Below are 17912 nucleotides of genomic sequence, written 5' to 3'. Positions count from 1 at the left end.
CCCTCAGCGCGGCTGAAAGTCCAGCGACACCGAGTTGATGCAGTAGCGCAGACCGGTGGGCTTGGGCCCGTCGGGAAACACGTGCCCCAGGTGCGAGCCGCAGCCTGCGCAACTGGCCTCGGTACGACGCATGCCGTGGCTGTCGTCCTGACGCAGTCTGAGGGTCATCCGATGGACCGGCTGGACATAACTGGGCCAGCCGGAGCCTGAGTCGTACTTGGCTTCCGAGGCGAACAGGGGCGCGCGGCAAGCTACGCATACATAGGTGCCCATGGCCTTGTGCCGGTACCACTTGCCGCTGAAGGGCGGCTCGGTGGCCGAGCAGCGGCAGACGGCGTATTGCTCGGGCGTCAGCTCGGACTGCCACTGGGCATCGGTCTTCTCCGTTTTCGATACATTCATCGGCTCTCTCCGATTGGGCCTGGGTGATCCAACTGCCGTCCGAGGGGGCTTTCTGCTAGTTTTACGAGCCTTCCCAGCCGACAGACTGCCATCGTGACGCCCAAGCTCCCTTCGCGCCACCTGCCTCCGCGCCGCCTGCTGGCGGTTGCCGCCGCTCTCGCCTTGTTCGGTGGCCCGGTCGAAGCCCAGTCGGCTCCCGAACCCGCTTCCATGTCACCCGCCCCGGCCCCAGCTCCGTCGCCGACGTCCTCTCCGGCGGTGAGCAACTGCCCGCTGGGCGTGTTCCGTTGCGCGCCGCGGCCGGTGAACTTCTCGATGTGCCGCCCCAACGCCATGCTGTCGTTCTACGACCCGACGTTGAGCAAGGACAGCTCGGTCCGCGACACCTCCAACACCTATGTCACCGCCGAGCGCGTGGACGGCTCCAACCAGACCGTCTACCACCTGGAAGGCAACGTGAAGGTGGAGCGCGCCGACCAGCGCATGCAGTCCGACGTGGCCGACTACAACAACGACACGACCGATTTCGATGCGCGCGGCAATGTGCGCTACCAGGAAGTGGGCCAGTTGGTGTCGAGCGATCACATGCGCGGCAACCAGGATGCCAATACCGCCATCGCGGACAACGTCAGCTACCAGATGCTGACCAACCGCGGCAACGGCGTGGCCACCCAGGGCCAGATGCTGGACGACCAGCGCAGCCGTTACGTCAACGCCACCTACTCCACCTGCGATGTGGGCCACCACGTGTGGGAAATCCGTGCGAAGGACATCCGCATGGACAAGGAAACTGGCGAGGGCATTGCCAAGAACGCCACCATGTACATGGGCGGCGTGCCGCTGTTCTACGTGCCTACGTTTACGTTCCCGATCAACGACGAACGCAAGTCCGGCTTCCTCACGCCCGCCATCGGCAACAACAGCCGCTCGGGCTTCATGCTGAGCACACCGTACTACCTCAACCTTGCGCCGAATTACGACGCCACGCTCGACCCGCGCATCTACACCGAGCGCGGCGCGATGCTCGCAGGCGAGTTCCGATACCTCGTGCCTGGCACCATCGGCCAGTTGAACATCGAATACCTGCCCAATGACCAGGGCGACCCGCTGCCGGGCAGCAATATCAACACCAAGGGCACCGATCGCTACCTGATCAAGTTCAACGACAACACGCACCTGTATGGTCCGTGGTCGTTCAATACCTCGATCAACCGCGCGTCTGACCAGAACTATCTGCGCGACTTCGGCAACGACCTGTTTACCTCGACCATCAACACGCTCACTTCCAGCGCCTATATCAATGGCGGTGGCAAGTGGGGACCGGCGTTCTGGTTCGCGCAGTTCGGTGCGGACGACTATCAGTTGGTGGACCCCACCGTGCCGGAGTCGGCCGTGCAGTACAAACGCTGGCCGCGCGCCGCATTCAACGTGGATTACCCCATCAATCGCTGGCTGGAAGCGGGCATGACCAGCGAAGCCGTGGCCTTCCGCAAGGATGATGTGGTCGAAGGCAATCGCCTCGATGTCTATCCGTACCTGTCCGCCGCCTTCCAGGGCGCCGCCTGGTTCGTAAAGCCGCGTCTGGGTTATCGCTACACAAGCTACGATCTCACCGGCAACTACCAGCAGTACGGTTATGGCGGGTTGCTCGGCACGGGCCAGGCCTCGCCGTTCACCAGTCGCTCGCCCAGTCGCTCGCTGCCCATCGCCAGCATAGACAGTGGCCTGATCTTCGATCGCAGCACTTCGCTGTTCGGTACCAGCTATACGCAGACGCTGGAACCACGTCTGTATTACCTCTACGTGCCGTACCGCAACCAGAACAACATCCCGTTGTTCGACACCAACCTGATGTCGTTCGACACCTGGCAGCTGTTCTCCACCAACGAGTACTCGGGTGCGGACCGCCAGATGAACGCCAACAACCTCAGTGCCGCGATCACCACGCGTCTGCTGGACGACAACGGCGTGGAGCGCCTCTCGGCCAGCTTCGGCCAGATTCGCTACTTCACCCAGCAGCGGGTGCAAACGCCCAACAGCAACAACACGGTCAGCCCGGTCACCAATTGGTCTGGTTCCGACTACGCGGTGGATTTCAGCACCCAGCTCAACGACGACTGGCGCATCACCTCGCAGTACCAGTGGAACCCCAACACCAGCCTGACAGACCTGGGTGCCATCGGCGTGCAGTACCGTCTCAAGACCGACGGCATCCTCAACTTCTCCTATCGCTACCGCCGCCAGCCAGGCAGCACCACCCCGCTGCTGGAACAATATGACGCCTCGGTGGTCTACCCCGTGTCCGACCGCTGGCGCCTGATCGGCCACTGGACCTATTCGGCGCTGGACAAGAAGACCGTGGAGGCGCTGGCCGGCGTGGAGTACGACAGCTGTTGCGTGGCGGTGCGCTTGGTGGGCCGCCACTACGTGAACCTGTACAACTACACCACGGCCGTGGGCTCGACCAATACGGCACTCATGTTCGAGATCGAATTCAAGGGCATGGGTGGCTTTACCGGTCAGTCGGAAAACGCCCTGCGCAATGGTATTCTTGGTTATCAATAACTTCCCTGTCGCCCCTGGCGATTGAAGGCCCCCGACTGATGAAGCAGCCCTTCGCGTTGTTCCTGCTCGCGATCGCCACCGCGACCGCCTTGCCCTCCCACGCCCAGCTACTGCCGCAGGCGGCTACGGGCAAGCAGCCGCTCGACCGTATCGTCGCGGTGGTGGAGGACGGCGTGATCCTGCAAAGCGAGCTGAACGAGGCGGTTCACTCGGTTCAGCAGCAATACGCCAGCAACCCGGGCCAGCTGCCGCCGATGGACGTGCTCCAGCGCCAGGTGCTCGACCGTCTGGTTCTCATGAAGCTGCAGGTGCAGCGCGCCGACGACCAGGGCATCCGCGTTTCCGACCAGGACGTGGACCAGGCCGTCAACGCCGTCGCCCAGCAGAACAAGATGTCGCCCGAGCAGCTGCGCGCGGCGGTGGAGCAGAGCGGCCAGAGCTTCGCCGCGTTCCGTCGCCAGTTGGGCGACCAGCTGATCGTGCAGCGTCTGCACGACAGCGTGATTCGCGATCAGGTCAACATTACGGATAGCGAAATCAACAACATGCTTGCCAGCCCGAGCTATCGGGCGGGCGAAGTGCATTTGGCCCATATCCAGGTGAGCCTGCCGGCGGGCGCCAACGCCGCCGACATCAAGGCTGCCCAGGAAAAGGCCACCCAGGCCATCAACGCCATCCAGGGCGGCATGGATTTCCACGCCGCAGCCATCCGCTACTCCGATGCACAGGACGCACTGGACGGCGGCGACCTCGGCTGGCGCCGCGTGGACGAGATCCCGCCGGCCTTTGCCGACGCCGTGGCCAACATGAAGCCCGGCGATACCACCCCTGCCCTGCGCGGCCCCACCGGTTTCCACATTCTCAAGCTGATCGAGCAGCGTGCACCCAGCAAGCAGGTGGTGCAGGAATTCCATGCCCGGCAGATCCTGATCAAGCCCAGTGAGCTGATGACGCCCGAACAGGCCCACCAGAAGGCGGAAGACCTGTACAACCGCATCGTCAACAAGCACGAAGACTTCGCCAAGCTCGCCAAGGAGTTCTCCAAGGACGACACCACCGCCAACAACGGTGGCGATATGGGCTGGTTCACGCAGGGCGACTGGGGCACCATCATCGGACAGCACCTGGGCGAGCTGAAAGATGACCAGGTATCGCAGCCATTCCAGAGCGAAGCCGGCTGGCATGTGCTGCAGCGCCTGGGCACCCGCCAAAGCGACCGCACCGCGGAGCTGGAGCGCAACCAGGCCCGCCAGGCCATCGGTAATCGCAAGGCCGAACAGGTGTACGACGATTACCTGCGCGAAATGCGTTCCAGTGCCTACGTGAACGTCCTGGTTCCCGAGCTGCGTGATCCCAACGAGCCGCAGCAGGGCAACAAGTCCTCCTGAGGTCGCATTGAACATGCAAGCACTGCCCCCGCTGGCCGTCACCGCAGGTGAGCCGGCGGGGATCGGTCCCGAGCTGTTGATTCGTTTGGCCGCCACCTCGTTGGCGGCCAATTTCGTTGCGCTTACCGATCGCGACCTGCTCCGGCGCGCCGCCGATCGCTGCGGACTGGCGATCGAGCTGATCGACGATGACGCTCCGGCCGCCCCTCGTCGCCCGGGCCAGCTGCGTGTGCACCACATACCGCTGGGCGCTATCGAACAGCCCGGCCGGCCCGACCCTCGCAACGCCGCTCATGTGCTCGCCACCCTGGCCGAAGCGGCCGATGGCTGCATGGCCGGGCGTTACGCCGCCGTCGTGACAGCGCCACTGCAGAAGTCCTCGATCAATGAAGCCGGCGTCCCGTTCAGCGGGCACACCGAATTTTTCGCCGAACGCGCGCATGCCGACGTGGTGATGATGCTGGCCAGCCCCGAGCTGCGTGTGGCGTTGGCGACGACGCACCTGCCGCTATCGGCCGTACCAGCCGCTGTTAGCGCACCCGCGCTGGAGCGCGTGCTGCGCATCGTCGAGCGCGAACTACGTGAAAAGTTCGGCCTGGTGACACCACGTATCGCCGTGCTTGGGTTGAATCCCCACGCCGGCGAAGGCGGCCATCTGGGTCGCGAAGAGCTCGACACCATCATCCCGCTGCTCGATCGCCTGCGCGCCGAGGGCATGCACCTGCTGGGGCCTTTGCCGGCCGATACGGCGTTTGTGCCCAACCAGCGTGCGCGCTATGACGCCGTGCTGGCGATGTATCACGATCAGGCACTGCCCGTGCTCAAGAGCGAAGCTTTCGATCGCACGGTCAATCTCACGCTTGGCCTTCCCTTTATTCGCACTTCGGTCGATCACGGCACGGCGCTGGATCTGGCCGGCACCGGCCGCGGCGACCCCTCCAGCCTGATTGCCGCAGCAACGCTCGCACTACAACTGGTCGCCCGTCGCGCTCAAGGCGGCGGCACGACGACCAGCCCGCAAGGAACCCCATGAACGCTCGTCCCAAGAAAAGTTTCGGCCAGCACTTCCTGCACGAGAAGCGCTATATCGAGCGCATCGTCAGCGCCGTCTCGCCGCGTCCGGACGACTTCGTGGTGGAGATCGGCCCCGGCGAAGGCGCCCTCACCCTGCCCCTGCTGGCAGCCGCCGGCAAGCTCACTGCGATCGAGCTGGATACCGATCTCATCCCTGACCTCAAGGCGCGCGCCGCCAGCGTAGGCGAGCTGAGCATCATCCACTCGGACGTGCTCAAGGTGGACTTCACTGCTCTGGCCCATCGTCATGGCGTAGAGCGTCTGCGCATTGCCGGCAATCTGCCCTACTACATCTCCAGCCCCATCCTGTTCCATTGTGTGGAGCACGCGCGCGCCATCCAGGACATGCACTTCATGTTGCAGAAGGAAGTGGTGGACCGCATGGCCGCCGAACCGGGCAGCAAGGTGTATGGCCGTCTCTCCGTCATGTTGCAGCTCGTCTGTCGCGTGGAACCGCTGTTCGTGGTGCCACCGGGCGCTTTCCGCCCACCGCCGAAGGTGGATTCGGCCGTAGTGCGCTTGGTGCCCTTGGGCCCCGAACAGCTACCCGATGCCGACCCCGAGCGCATCCACGCCATCGTAAAGGCAGCGTTCGCACAGCGGCGCAAGACGCTGGGCAACGCGCTCAAGAACGTCATGGATGCCGAGGCGATTCTCGCCGCCGACGTAGACCCGAAAGCCCGCGCCGAAACGCTCTCTCCACAGGATTACGTGCGCCTGGCGCGCGTCGTCACCTCCTGACGACGCCCATACGGGCCCCGATTCAGCGCATCGCGGGCAAGCTTGCCCCATGCGGCGCCACAACCCGTACAATCGCAGCATGAACGAACGATCTTCCTACACGATCGACGTGCAGGTCGAACCCCGCTTTGTCCCCGACCAATCTCGTCCCGGCGACAACCGCTATGTTTTCGCCTACACCGTCACCCTGCACAACGCGGGCGATATACCCGCTCGCCTGATGACCCGCCACTGGATCATCACGGACGCCAACGGCAAGGTGGAGGAGGTCAAAGGCGATGGTGTGGTGGGCGAGCAGCCGTGGATTCGCCCTGGCGACGAGTACGAGTACACCTCCGGCGCCGTGCTCGAAACGGCGGTGGGCGTGATGCAAGGCAGCTACCAGATGGTGGCCGACGACGGCACGCACTTCGAGGCCGAGATTCCGCCTTTCACCCTGTCCATTCCGCGTACCCTGCACTGATGGCTACGTACGCGATCGGCGATGTGCAGGGCTGCTATCCCGAACTCCAACGCCTGCTCGAAAAACTGCGCTTCGACCCGGCCAGTGACCGTTTGTGGTTCTGCGGTGACCTGGTGAACCGCGGCGGCGAATCGCTGCAAACGCTGCGCCTCATCCACAGCCTACGGGATCAGGCGCTGGTGACGCTCGGCAACCACGACCTCAGCTTGCTGGCCATTGCCCAGCGTCGGCCGGAGGCACAATCCAAGGTCAATCCCGAGTTGCGCCAGGTGTTGTTCGCCGACGACGCCCCCGTGTTGATGGAGTGGTTGCGCGGACAAAAGCTGCTGCACCACGATGAGCAACTCAACTGGACGATGGTACACGCCGGCCTGGCCCCCGCCTGGACCTTGCGCCAGGCACAACGTTCGGCCGGCGAAATCGAGCGCGAACTAAGCAGCCCTCGTCACCCCCGCCTACTCAAGAACCTGTTCGGCAACCGTCCGGCCGCCTGGAACAGTCGACTGCAGGGCATCGAGCGCATGCGCGCCTCGATCAACACCCTCACTCGCATGCGTTACTGCGATGTGCAGGGCCGCATCGACTTCGAGAGCAAGGGCATCCCCGGCACGCAGAAGCCAGGCATGTATCCGTGGTTCGAAGTGCCGGGCATGCGTCGCCGCGAAACACGCATCGTATGCGGTCATTGGTCGGCGTTGGGCCGTTTTGCCGGCATGGGCGTGTACGCCATCGACACGGGCTGTGTGTGGGGCGGACAGCTCACCGCGCTGCGCCTGGATACCGAGGAGCCGCAGTACATCACGGTGAACGCCGAACCCCATCGCAAGCGCCTGCCGGGCGGCGACTGAGTCGCGATACCACCGGCGCCCTCCTTGCGTACACGCGCAAAAAGAAACCCCGCCGAAGCGGGGTTTCTTTTTATCAGCTCAGCTGCCCGTGGCAGTGTTTGAACTTCTTGCCCGAACCGCAGGGGCAGGGATCGTTACGGCCAACGCGAGGACCGTCACCCGCACTGGCGGCCGGCGCAGCCAGGCTGCCCGCAGCCACCGCTTCCGGATCGGCGTTCAGCGCCGCCGTGGGCGCACCACCGCCACTCGCCATCATCTGGCGCTGCAAACGTTCGGCCAAGCGCTGCTGCTCGGCTTCCATCGCGGCGACTTCTTCTTCGCTGCGCACGCGCACGCGGGCCAGCATCTGCACCACTTCGGTCTTGATGCGATCGAGCATGCTGGAGAACAGCTCGAACGACTCGCGCTTGAACTCCTGCTTGGGCTGCTTCTGCGCATAACCACGCAGATAAATGCCCTGGCGCAGATAATCCATGCTGGCCAGGTGTTCCTTCCAGGCGTTATCGACCACGCTCAGCATGATGTGCTTTTCGAGCTGGCGCATGGTGTCGGCGCCCATCTGCTGCTCCTTGGCCTTAAACAGCTGATCGACGGCTTCGCGCACGTGCTCGACGATCATCTTGTCGTCGATCTCATGCTGCTGTTCGATCCAGTGCGGCAGATCCAGCGCAAGGCCGAACTCACTCTCCAGCTCGCGATCCAGACCGGCGATATCCCACTGCTCGTCCACGCTGTCGTGCGGCACATGGCGACGCACCAACTCGGTGACCACGTCATCGCGAATGTCGGCGATGGTCTCGGACACATCGTCCACTTCCAGCAATTCGTCACGCTGGCTGTAGATCACCTTGCGCTGGTCGTTGGCGACGTCGTCGAACTCCAGCAGGTGTTTGCGGATGTCGAAGTTGTGCTGCTCGACCTTGCGCTGCGCCTTTTCGATCTGACGGCTGACCATGCGATCTTCCAGTGCATCGTCTTCCTTCATGCCGAACATGCGCATCCAGCGGCCGACCCAGTCGCCGGCAAAGATGCGCAGCAGGTTGTCTTCCAGCGAGAGATAGAAGCGCGAGGAGCCCGGATCGCCCTGGCGACCCGAACGGCCGCGCAGCTGGTTGTCGATACGACGCGACTCGTGACGCTCGGTGCCCACGATGTGCAGGCCGCCCGCATTCAACACCTGTTCGTGACGCTGCTTCCACTCGGCCTTGACCTTGGCGCGATCGGCATCACTGGCGTCTTCCGTGAGCGTGGCGAGCGCCGCTTCCAGGCTGCCGCCCAGCACGATGTCGGTACCGCGGCCGGCCATGTTGGTAGCGATGGTGACCGAGCCCGGCGCACCCGCCTGCGCAACGATGTGTGCTTCGCGCTCATGCTGCTTGGCGTTAAGCACTTCGTGCGGAATCTTTTCCTGACGCAGCAGGCCCGACAGCAATTCGGACACTTCGATGGAGGTGGTACCCACCAACACCGGCTGACCACGCTTGTGGCAATCCTTGATGTCGTCGATGACGGCACGGTACTTGGCCTGCTGGGCCAGGAACACCATGTCCGGGTTGTCCTTGCGGATCATCGGGCGGTGGGTGGGGATCACCACCACTTCCAGGCCATAGATCTGCTGGAATTCGTAGGCTTCCGTATCGGCCGTGCCGGTCATGCCGGCCAGCTTCTTGTACATGCGGAACAGGTTCTGGAAGGTCACCGTCGCCAGCGTTTGGTTCTCGCGCTGGATCGGCACGCCTTCCTTCGCTTCCACCGCCTGGTGCAGGCCATCTGACCAGCGACGGCCCTGCAGCGTACGGCCGGTGAATTCGTCCACGATCACCACCTCACCGTCGCGCACGATGTAGTCCACGTCGCGGTGATAGATGGCGTTGGCGCGCAGCGCTGCGTTGAGGTGATGCACCACGGCCAGGTTCTTGGCGTCGTACAGGCCGCTTTCCGGATCGATCACGCCCGCCTGGCGCAGCAGTTCGTCGGCGTGCGACATACCCTCTTCGGACAGGTGCACCTGCTTCTGCTTTTCATCGACCCAGTAATCGCCGGAGCCGTCTTCCTTCTCCTGGCGGATCATCTTGGGCACGATCTTGTTCACCGCGATATACAGCTGCGGGGAATCCTCGGCCGGGCCGGAGATGATCAGCGGGGTGCGGGCTTCGTCGATGAGGATCGAGTCCACCTCGTCGACGATGGCGTAATGCAGGCCGCGCTGGTAGCGCTGGTCCTTGCTGAGCGCCATGTTGTCGCGCAGATAGTCGAAGCCGAATTCGTTGTTGGTGCCGTAGGTGATGTCGGCGGCGTAGGCCGCATGCTTGTCGGCGTGATCCATACCCGGCCACACCACACCCGTGGTCAGGCCGAGGAAACCGTAAAGCTTACCCATCTGGGCCGAGTCGCGGCGAGCCAGGTAATCGTTGACGGTAACGACGTGCACGCCCTTGCCCTCCAGGGCGTTGAGGTACACCGGCAGCGTACCCACCAGGGTCTTGCCTTCACCCGTGCGCATTTCCGCGATGCGGCCCGAATGAAGCACCATGCCGCCGATCATCTGCACGTCGTAGTGGCGCATGCCGAGCACGCGCTTGGCGCCTTCGCGCACCACCGCGAAAGCCTCCGGCAGGATCTTGTCCAGCGATTCGCCCGCGGCGATACGCTGCTTGAACTCGTCGGTCTTGGCGCGCAGCGCTTCGTCGCTCAGCTTCTCGAATTCGGGTTCCAGCGCGTTGATGCGCGCGACAGACTTGGAGAGCTGGCGCAGCACACGTTCGTTGCGGCTACCGAAAAGGCTCGTCAGGGCACGGTTGAGCATTGATCTTCCGGATCAGGATTCATGAGCCGCCCACCCGGCACGCCGGGCGGGACGAAAGGATTGATGATACTAGGGTCGGCGGGCTATCCCAAACGTCCACCCCGCTGGCGTGCCAATCGGCGCCGCCGCTCACCATGCCGCCCAGGGGCGCACAGGGCCGATCCCCCCCGGATCATCGTCATTGAGCAGGTGTGGCGGCGCGGCGGCGCGCTTTCAAGGGCCGCGCTCGCTGCGTTGAAGCCGCGCTCAGCGATGATTTTTTACGAAAGCCAGCGGATTGACCACGCGGCCCTTGTACCAAACCTCGAAATGCACGTGCGAACCAGTGGAGCGCCCCGTGGAGCCGGCTTCGGACACCACGTCGCCCACACGCACGCGCTGCCCCGGGCGTACTTCCAGCTTGCTGTTGTGCGCGTAACGGGTCATGTAGCCGTTGCCGTGGTCGATCTCCACCACCTCGCCGTAGCCTGTGCGCAGGCCTGCATAGGTAACCATACCTTCGGCCACGGCACGCACCGGCGTGCCGGTGGGCGTGGAGATGTCCAGCCCTGTGTGGTACGCGCTATGCCCACTGAACGGGTCGGGGCGACCACCGAAATAGGAAGAGATGTAGCCCTCGACCGGCATGCCGGTGGGCTTGAGATTGGATTCGATCTTGGCATCGAGCAGCAGGCTCTGCAGCGCGGAGAGCTGGACCTGCTGGCTGTCGAACTGGTTGGCCAACTGGTTAATGCTGGTGTCGAGCGTGGTGGGCAGCGCATAACCGCTGTCGGCACCGTCCTCGACACCGCCCACCGCGGGCGTCTGGTCGAAATTGAACTCGCCATCGTCCAGCTTGCCCACCTGCGTGAGGCGCTCGCCCAAAGCATTCAATCGCGTCGATTGCGCCTGCAACTGACCGAGTTTGACGGCCAATGCGTCGATATCGCGCTGGGCGTCCTTACGCACGCTGGCGAGTTGCAGGTCCTGCTGCTGCACCTGTTGGTGCAAGCGGCGGATTTCCGATAGCGCACGGTCGTGCGGGTTGGCTACCGCCATGGCCAGGGCACCACCCAGGCCAGCGCATCCCAACACCGCCGCTGCCGCCAGACCCAACAAGCGCCAGCGCAAGCGCCGGTCCGCGAGATTGAAGGTTTTGGGCACCTTTTTGGTGCGGGACACAAGTATGATTTGCATGTTGTTCTTACGTCAGAAGATGTCGGCACTCATGCAGGGCGACACACCCAAACCTTATCGCCGCGCCGGATCCGGACTCACGCCCGTCACCGCGTTCGGCCCCATCGCTGCACTGGCTCGCAAGGCCCGTGAGCTGGAAGCTTTGGATCGCGCACTGCGCCAGACGTTGCCGTCACCACTCCGCGAGCAGGTTCGTTTTGCCAACCTGCAAGACGGCCGTCTCATTTTTCTGGCTCCCACACCGGCTCTGGCCGCCAGGCTGCGTCTGCTCCAGACGCAAATCCTCTCGTCCGCACGCGCTGTGGGCGCGTACGCCAATGCAGTCACCGTGAAAGTGGCTCCCCCCTTGCCGACAGAAATCGTGCCGGATCGGTCCAAACCGCTTTCGCCTGCCGCCGCCTCTCACCTGAAAGTCGCCGCGGCATCCACCACAGACCCCGAATTACGGGAACTGTTCCTCGAGCTGGCGTCCGTCGCCGAAGTTTCTGATTCCAAGCCGGCCGACAAGGACTGATTCGCCTTGCCCGCCCAAACCATGGCGGGTGAATTCCGCCGCCCCTAACTCCAGGGCAGCCGGGTTTATACCACGCCCCCATCGCTCGGAAAGACCCCTTCATGGTCAGTACGTGAGCCGCCGCCGATGGAAGGGGAGAGGTATATCACAAAACAAAAAGCCGCGTCCCTAGGACGCGGCTCATTGCTTTATTCAGGTTTGTCGAGGACTTAGCCGATCAGGCGAGTATCAGATGGCCTGAGCCGGATGGGCGTAGGAGATCGGCGCGGTGGCCGGATCGTCCGCAAAGCTGACCTCTTCCCAGGCCGAGGCGTCGGCCATGAGGGTACGCAAGAGCTTGTTGTTGAGCTCGTGGCCCGACTTGTGCGCGTAGTAGGCGCCGATCAGGCTGTGACCCAGCAGATACAGGTCGCCGATGGCGTCCAGGATCTTGTGCTTGACGAATTCGTCCTCGTAACGGAGGCCGTCTTCGTTGAGCACGCGGTAGTCGTCCAGCACCACGGCGTTGTCCATCGAGCCACCGAGCGCCAGGTTGTGCTCGCGCAGCATCTCGATATCGCGCATGAAGCCGAAAGTGCGCGCGCGGCTCACTTCCTTCACGAACGAAGTGGTGGAGAAGTCGATCTCCGCCTTGGAGGTGCGCTTGCTGATAATCGGGTGATTGAACTCGATAGAGAAACCAACCTTGAAGCCTTCGAACGGCTCAAAGCTGGCCCACTTGTCGCCTTCCTGCACCTTCACCGGCTTCTTGATGCGGATGAAGCGTTTGGCGATGTTCTGCTCTTCGATGCCCGCCGACTGCAGCAGGAACACGAACGGACCGGCGCTGCCGTCCATGATCGGCACTTCCGGCGCCGAGAGGTCGACATAGGCGTTGTCGATGCCCAGCCCGGCCATGGCCGAGAGCAGATGCTCCACGGTGGAGACGCGCACGTCGCCATTGACCAGGGTGGTGGAAAGACGCGTATCGCCCACGTTGTCCGGGCGGGCGTGGATTTCCACGGGCGGGTTGAGATCGGTACGGCGAAACACGATGCCCGTATTCGGGGCAGCGGGACGAAGCGTCATGTACACCTTGTCGCCGGTATGCAGACCGACGCCGGTGGCGCGAATGATGTTCTTGAGCGTACGCTGCTTGATCATTTTTTTGGTACCTGTAAGGGGCAGCAGCCAAATTAGGGGACGGATGCTAACACAGTCTTAACCTGTGAAAAGGCAATCCACTCCACACATCCTGCACACCCTTTCATCTTCCTTTCATTCATGAACAAATGTCGTTCATGGGGTGAGCAGCATTTTCCCTAACAACTTCAATGACTTGGATGTAACGCAACGTCCCGCACCGGGACGGGATCCGGTGCGGGACGCTGGACCAGCCGGATTCATTCCCGCCGGTCGTGCGTCATCCCTGAGGCACGTCGTTGAAGCCCTACGCGCTCAAGAACCAAACGCCGCAAGCCAGAAACAGATGACCTTGCCCGCCCATGCGGAATAGGCCCACAGGTACGAAGTCGCCAGGGCGACGTCGTACGCGATTCGTTACTGACAAGTGAAACCGGCGTTTTGTTCAATTTTTCTTCAAATTATTTGCCCTGTCAGCTTCCTCAGTCCGCCTGACGACGCAGGAAGGCCGGGATATCCAGGTAATCGAAGCTGGGATCGGCGCTCTTGGCGGCCGAGCTGGCTTCGACGCGGCTGGTGGTGGTGGGCTCCGGCGAGGCGTAGTCGACCACCTCGTTGCCGGTACCCGTGCGCAGCACCACCGGACGCGGACGCTGACGCATTTCCACCTGCTGGGTCACCACCGGACGGGCCGGCTGGCGGGCAGCGGCGGCGCGGTTGAGGCCGGTGGCCACCACGGTGACGCGCACGTCGTCCTGCATTTCCGGGTCGAGCGAGGTGCCCATGACCACGGTGGCGTCTTCGCTGGCGAAATCGTGGATCACGCGGCCGATCTCGTCGAACTCGCGCATGGTCAGGTTCGGACCAGCGGTGACGTTTACCAGGATGCCGCAGGCGCCGTTGAGATTGACGTCTTCCAGCAGCGGGTTGTTGATGGCCGCTTCGGCAGCTGCCTGAGCGCGATCGTCGCCGCGGGCAGTGCCCGAGCCCATCATCGCCATGCCCATCTCGGACATCACGGTGCGCACGTCGGCGAAGTCGACGTTGATCAGGCCCGGGGCGGTGATCAGGTCGGCGATGCCCTGCACGGCGCCCTGGAGCACGTCATTGGCGGCCTTGAAAGCGTTCAGCAGGGTCACTTCGCGACCGAGCACCGACAGCAGCTTTTCGTTCGGTACGGTGATCAGCGAGTCGACGTGCTGGGAGAGATCCTCAATGCCCTTGAGCGCCACCTGCATGCGGCGGCGACCCTCGAACGGGAACGGCTTGGTGACCACCGCTACGGTGAGAATGCCCTTCTCCTTGGCGAGCTGGGCCACCACGGGTGCGGCGCCGGTGCCAGTGCCACCGCCCATGCCGGCGGTGATGAACACCATGTCGGCGCCTTCGAGCATTTCTTCGATGCGCTCGCGATCTTCCAGGGCGGCCTGGCGACCCACTTCCGGGTTGGCGCCTGCGCCCAGGCCCTTGGTCACGTTGGCACCCAACTGCAGGTGCGTACGCGAGCCGCAGCTCTTCATGGCCTGCGCGTCAGTGTTGGCGACGACGAATTCGACGCCCTCGATGTTTGCGTTGAGCATGTGCGCCACGGCATTACCGCCGCCGCCGCCCACGCCGATGACCTTGATTACTGCATTCGGTGCGAGTTTTTCGATGAGTTCAAACATTTCCCGTCCTCCGTAGAGCATCGTTGTCGTTGTAACCGCAGGTGTCGACGTTCCTGTCGCCCCTTGGTGGTGGACGAACATCCCTTCGTCCAAGGCAAGGCTCCCTGCCCTGCCCAAATCAGAAATTCTTGGTAATCCAGCCGCGCAACTTGTCGACCAGCCCGCCCACGCTGCCGCCCGACGGGCTGCTCATGCGCACGCCGCCCGCGCGGGCGCCATGCAGCAGCAGGCCCACGCCAGTGGAATGCAGCGGATTGGTCACCACTTCGCCCAGGCCACTTACGTGCTGCGGCACGCCAATGCGCACCATCTTGTGGAAGATCTCCTCGGCCAGCTCCAGCGCACCTTCCATGCGCGAGGCACCGCCGGTGAGCACCACACCCGCCGCCACCAGGCTTTCGTAGCCGGAGCGACGCAGCTCGTCCTGCACCATCTCGAAAATTTCCTCGTAGCGCGCCTGCACCGACTGCGCCAGCGACTGGCGAGCCAGGCGGCGCGGCGGACGATCACCCACGCTGGGCACCTGGATGGTTTCCTCTGCATGGGCCAGCTGCGCCAGCGCGCAGGCGTACTTGATCTTGATTTCCTCGGCATGCGCGGTGGGCGTATGCACGCCGTAAGCGATGTCGTTGGTCACCTGGTCGCCGCCCACCGGCAGCGACTTGGTGTAGCGGATCGAACCCTGCGTATAGATGGAGATGTCGGTGGTGCCCGCACCGATATCGACCAGGCATACACCCAGCTCGCGCTCGTCGTCGGTCAGCACCGACTTGGCGCTGGCCACTGCGGAAGGCACCAGCTCGTCGACGGTCAGGCCGCAGCGCTGGATGCACTTGCTGATGTTTTGCACGGCGGCGGCCGCACCGGTCACCAGGTGCACGCTCGCCTCCAGGCGCACGCCACTCATGCCCACCGGCGAGCGGATGCCGTCCTGGCCGTCGATGCGGTACTCCTGCGACTCCTTGTAGAGCACCTTGCGGTCGGCCGGAATCGCCACCGCGCTGGCCGCTTCCAGCACCTGTTCCAGGTCGCCCGGGGTGACTTCGCGGTCGCGAATGGCCGCCGTTCCGTGCGAATTCTTGGTCTCCAGGTGACTGCCGGAAATCGAGGCGTACACCGAGCGGATGTCGCAGCCGGCCATCAGCTCGGCTTCTTCCACGGCGCGCTGGATCGAGTGCACGGTGGATTCGATATCCACCACCGAGCCGCGCTTCATGCCGCGCGAAACGTGCGTGCCGATGCCGATCACCTCGATCGGTTCGCCCGGCTCGTACTCACCGACGATCGCCACCACTTTCGAGGTGCCGATGTCGAGGCCGACCACCAGTTGCTTGTCGTTCTTGGTCTTCATGTGCGGGGTGAGCCTCCAGCGTTCACGGTGCTCGCCTGGGGCGGCCATCGAACGGCAAATCCATTGGTGTAACGAAGATCGGCATAGGCAAAGCCATCGCTGTGGCCTGCCACCAGTTGCGGATAAACGTCGAGGAAACGGCGCAGGCGGCGACCGGCCTGGTCGCGATCACCCACGATGATCTGCGCGCCATTGCTCGTGGTAAGGCTCCAGCTGCCACGCTCGGTCAGCGAGACGCCGGAAATTTTCAGGTGCGTGTTGGTGAACGCCTTTTGCGTCTCGGCATAGAAGCTCACCACCTCGGCCAGTCGCGCATCGGGGCCACGCAGATCCGGCAGATCGGTGTTGGCTTCCGCGTCGGGCACCTGGAACACCAGGCCCTGGCGACTGATCAGCTTGTTCTCGTTCCAACGCGCAAACGGCTGACGCTCGTAGATGCGCAGAATCAAGGTATCGGGCCAGCGCTTGCGCGCTTCCACCGACTCCACCCACGGCAGCGCCGCCACGGCCTTCTGCACGCCGTCCAGGTCCAGTGCGAAGAACCCTTTGCCGAGGCGCGGCATGACGATCGCGCGGAGTTCGTCCGGCGTTACATGCTTGAACTCGGCTTGCACCGTCAACTGGGTCACGGGCCAACGATTGGCCGCAAACCATCCGCGCAGCACGCCGACGATCGGCAGCGCCACGAGCGCGATGGCCAAAACCCAGGCAACGAGGCGGATGGTTCCCCTCACGCGTCCTCCCGGAAACTGGTTTCCAGCACGCGCCAGCACAGCGTTTCGTAATCGATGCCAGCGGCCTTGGCGGCCTTGGGCACCAACGAGTGCGAGGTCATGCCCGGCGCGGTGTTCACTTCCAGCAGCCAGTTGCGGCCATCGCGATCGCGCATCACGTCCACGCGGCCCCAGCCAGAGCAATCGAGCGCATCGAAGGCGCGCAAGGCCAAAGCCTGCATGTCGCGCTCGGCATCGCCTTGCAGGCCGGGGCAGATGTACTGCGTGTCTTCGGCGATGTACTTGGCGTTGTAGTCGTAGTACTCGCCCTTGGGCACGATGTTGATGGTGGCCAGTACCTGGCGGCCGAGGATGCCGACGGTGTACTCGCCACCCTCGATCAAGGTTTCCATCAGGAGGTCGCCGGGATAGCGCTGCGCCAACGCCACGGCCGCCTCCAGGTCTTCCTCCTTGAATACGCGGGTGACGCCCACGCTGGAGCCTTCCCAGGCAGGCTTCACGATCAGCGGAAAGCCAACTTCACGCGCAGCGGCATGCACGTCGGCGCCGCGCGGCAGTGCCTTGAAGCGCGGCGTCGGCAGGCCCAGTGCCTGCCACACCAGCTTGGCGCGGATCTTGTCCAGCGACAGCGCCGAACCGAGCACGCCCGAGCCGGTGAAGGGAATACGCAGCGACTGCAGCGCACCTTGCAGCTCGCCGTTCTCGCCGCCGCCGCCATGCAGGATGTTGAACACGCGGGCGAAGTGGCCCGCGCGCACGGCATCGAGCAGCGCAGGGATGCCGTCGATGGCGTGCGCGTCCACGCCACGCGACTTGAGTGCGGCCAGCACGTTGCGACCGGAATCCAGCGAGACCTCGCGCTCGGCCGAGCTGCCGCCCATCACCACGGCGACACGACCAAACTGGGCGGGATCGGTAATCGTCTTGCTCACTGAAAAGTCTCCCTCGCCCATCCGCGCGGTCCGCGTTGCTTTCCTGCGGCTGCCAGGTGGTGTTGTGTGATGAAGGTTTGGCTGGCTGCCAAACCGAATCGCGCGGCGCCGCCTGGCAGCCGCAGGAAA

General features: G+C 63.8%; 15 protein-coding genes. 7 read left to right on the top strand and 8 right to left on the bottom strand.

What is annotated here, in order from left to right:
* Positions 1–3 precede the first annotated feature (3 nt).
* On the bottom strand, positions 4–402 hold the full coding sequence (gene msrB, locus AC3G2C_RS05700; RefSeq protein WP_488383646.1) for a peptide-methionine (R)-S-oxide reductase MsrB: 399 nt from the start codon (positions 400–402) through the stop codon (positions 4–6).
* Positions 403–495: 93 nt separating this feature from the next.
* Between msrB and AC3G2C_RS05695 the strand changes: the two genes are divergently transcribed.
* The 6 genes from AC3G2C_RS05695 (at position 496) to AC3G2C_RS05670 (ending at position 7481) form a co-directional block, all read left to right on the top strand.
* The gene (locus AC3G2C_RS05695) at positions 496–2967 is read left to right on the top strand and encodes an LPS-assembly protein LptD (protein WP_488383645.1); all 2472 of its coding nucleotides are present in this window, start codon (positions 496–498) and stop codon (positions 2965–2967) included.
* A gap of 38 nt (positions 2968–3005) precedes the next feature.
* Entirely contained in the window at positions 3006–4355 is a 1350-nt protein-coding gene (locus tag AC3G2C_RS05690; protein ID WP_488383644.1) for a peptidylprolyl isomerase, read from the top strand.
* Positions 4356–4368: 13 nt separating this feature from the next.
* Positions 4369–5388: a 4-hydroxythreonine-4-phosphate dehydrogenase PdxA gene (gene pdxA / locus AC3G2C_RS05685; protein ID WP_488383643.1), complete on the top strand. Its 1020-nt coding sequence runs from the start codon at positions 4369–4371 to the stop codon at positions 5386–5388.
* Positions 5385–6170, top strand: a complete 786-nt coding sequence (rsmA, locus tag AC3G2C_RS05680) for a 16S rRNA (adenine(1518)-N(6)/adenine(1519)-N(6))-dimethyltransferase RsmA (protein ID WP_488383642.1) — start codon at positions 5385–5387, stop codon at positions 6168–6170. The genes pdxA and rsmA overlap by 4 nt, the downstream gene beginning before the upstream one ends.
* 79 nt (positions 6171–6249) lie before the next feature.
* On the top strand, positions 6250–6633 hold the full coding sequence (gene apaG, locus AC3G2C_RS05675; RefSeq protein WP_488383641.1) for a Co2+/Mg2+ efflux protein ApaG: 384 nt from the start codon (positions 6250–6252) through the stop codon (positions 6631–6633).
* Complete coding sequence (locus tag AC3G2C_RS05670) at positions 6633–7481, top strand: symmetrical bis(5'-nucleosyl)-tetraphosphatase (protein ID WP_488383640.1); 849 nt, start codon at positions 6633–6635, stop codon at positions 7479–7481. Before apaG ends, AC3G2C_RS05670 begins: the two co-directional genes overlap by 1 nt.
* A 73-nt stretch (positions 7482–7554) precedes the next feature.
* Here AC3G2C_RS05670 and secA read toward each other — a convergent pair whose 3' ends face one another.
* Complete coding sequence (gene secA / locus AC3G2C_RS05665) at positions 7555–10287, bottom strand: preprotein translocase subunit SecA (RefSeq protein WP_488383639.1); 2733 nt, start codon at positions 10285–10287, stop codon at positions 7555–7557.
* 246 nt (positions 10288–10533) lie between these two features.
* Complete coding sequence (locus AC3G2C_RS05660; protein WP_488383638.1) at positions 10534–11463, bottom strand: M23 family metallopeptidase; 930 nt, start codon at positions 11461–11463, stop codon at positions 10534–10536.
* On the opposite strand from AC3G2C_RS05660, the gene AC3G2C_RS05655 reads away from it, so the two are divergent.
* Positions 11453–11977 carry a DciA family protein gene (locus tag AC3G2C_RS05655; protein ID WP_488383637.1) on the top strand — a complete coding sequence of 175 codons (525 nt, stop codon included), beginning with the start codon at positions 11453–11455 and terminating at the stop codon, positions 11975–11977. The genes AC3G2C_RS05660 and AC3G2C_RS05655 overlap by 11 nt on opposite strands.
* A 228-nt stretch (positions 11978–12205) precedes the next feature.
* Here the strand turns inward: AC3G2C_RS05655 and lpxC are convergent, their stop codons facing one another.
* From lpxC to AC3G2C_RS05630, 5 genes are all read right to left on the bottom strand, one after another.
* Positions 12206–13120, bottom strand: a complete 915-nt coding sequence (gene lpxC, locus AC3G2C_RS05650; protein ID WP_488383636.1) for a UDP-3-O-acyl-N-acetylglucosamine deacetylase — start codon at positions 13118–13120, stop codon at positions 12206–12208.
* Between the two features lie 461 nt (positions 13121–13581).
* Positions 13582–14766, bottom strand: coding sequence for a cell division protein FtsZ (gene ftsZ / locus AC3G2C_RS05645; protein WP_488383635.1), 1185 nt, complete (start codon positions 14764–14766; stop codon positions 13582–13584).
* Between the two features lie 118 nt (positions 14767–14884).
* Complete coding sequence (gene ftsA / locus AC3G2C_RS05640; RefSeq protein WP_488383634.1) at positions 14885–16117, bottom strand: cell division protein FtsA; 1233 nt, start codon at positions 16115–16117, stop codon at positions 14885–14887.
* The gene (locus AC3G2C_RS05635) at positions 16114–16851 is read right to left on the bottom strand and encodes a cell division protein FtsQ/DivIB (protein ID WP_488383633.1); all 738 of its coding nucleotides are present in this window, start codon (positions 16849–16851) and stop codon (positions 16114–16116) included. The genes ftsA and AC3G2C_RS05635 overlap by 4 nt, the downstream gene beginning before the upstream one ends.
* Complete coding sequence (locus AC3G2C_RS05630) at positions 16848–17783, bottom strand: D-alanine--D-alanine ligase (protein ID WP_488383632.1); 936 nt, start codon at positions 17781–17783, stop codon at positions 16848–16850. The genes AC3G2C_RS05635 and AC3G2C_RS05630 overlap by 4 nt, the downstream gene beginning before the upstream one ends.
* Positions 17784–17912 lie beyond the last annotated feature (129 nt).

This window comes from Frateuria sp. sgz306004 (assembly GCF_057750885.1).
This window is presented reverse-complemented; position numbering and strand designations above follow the sequence as displayed.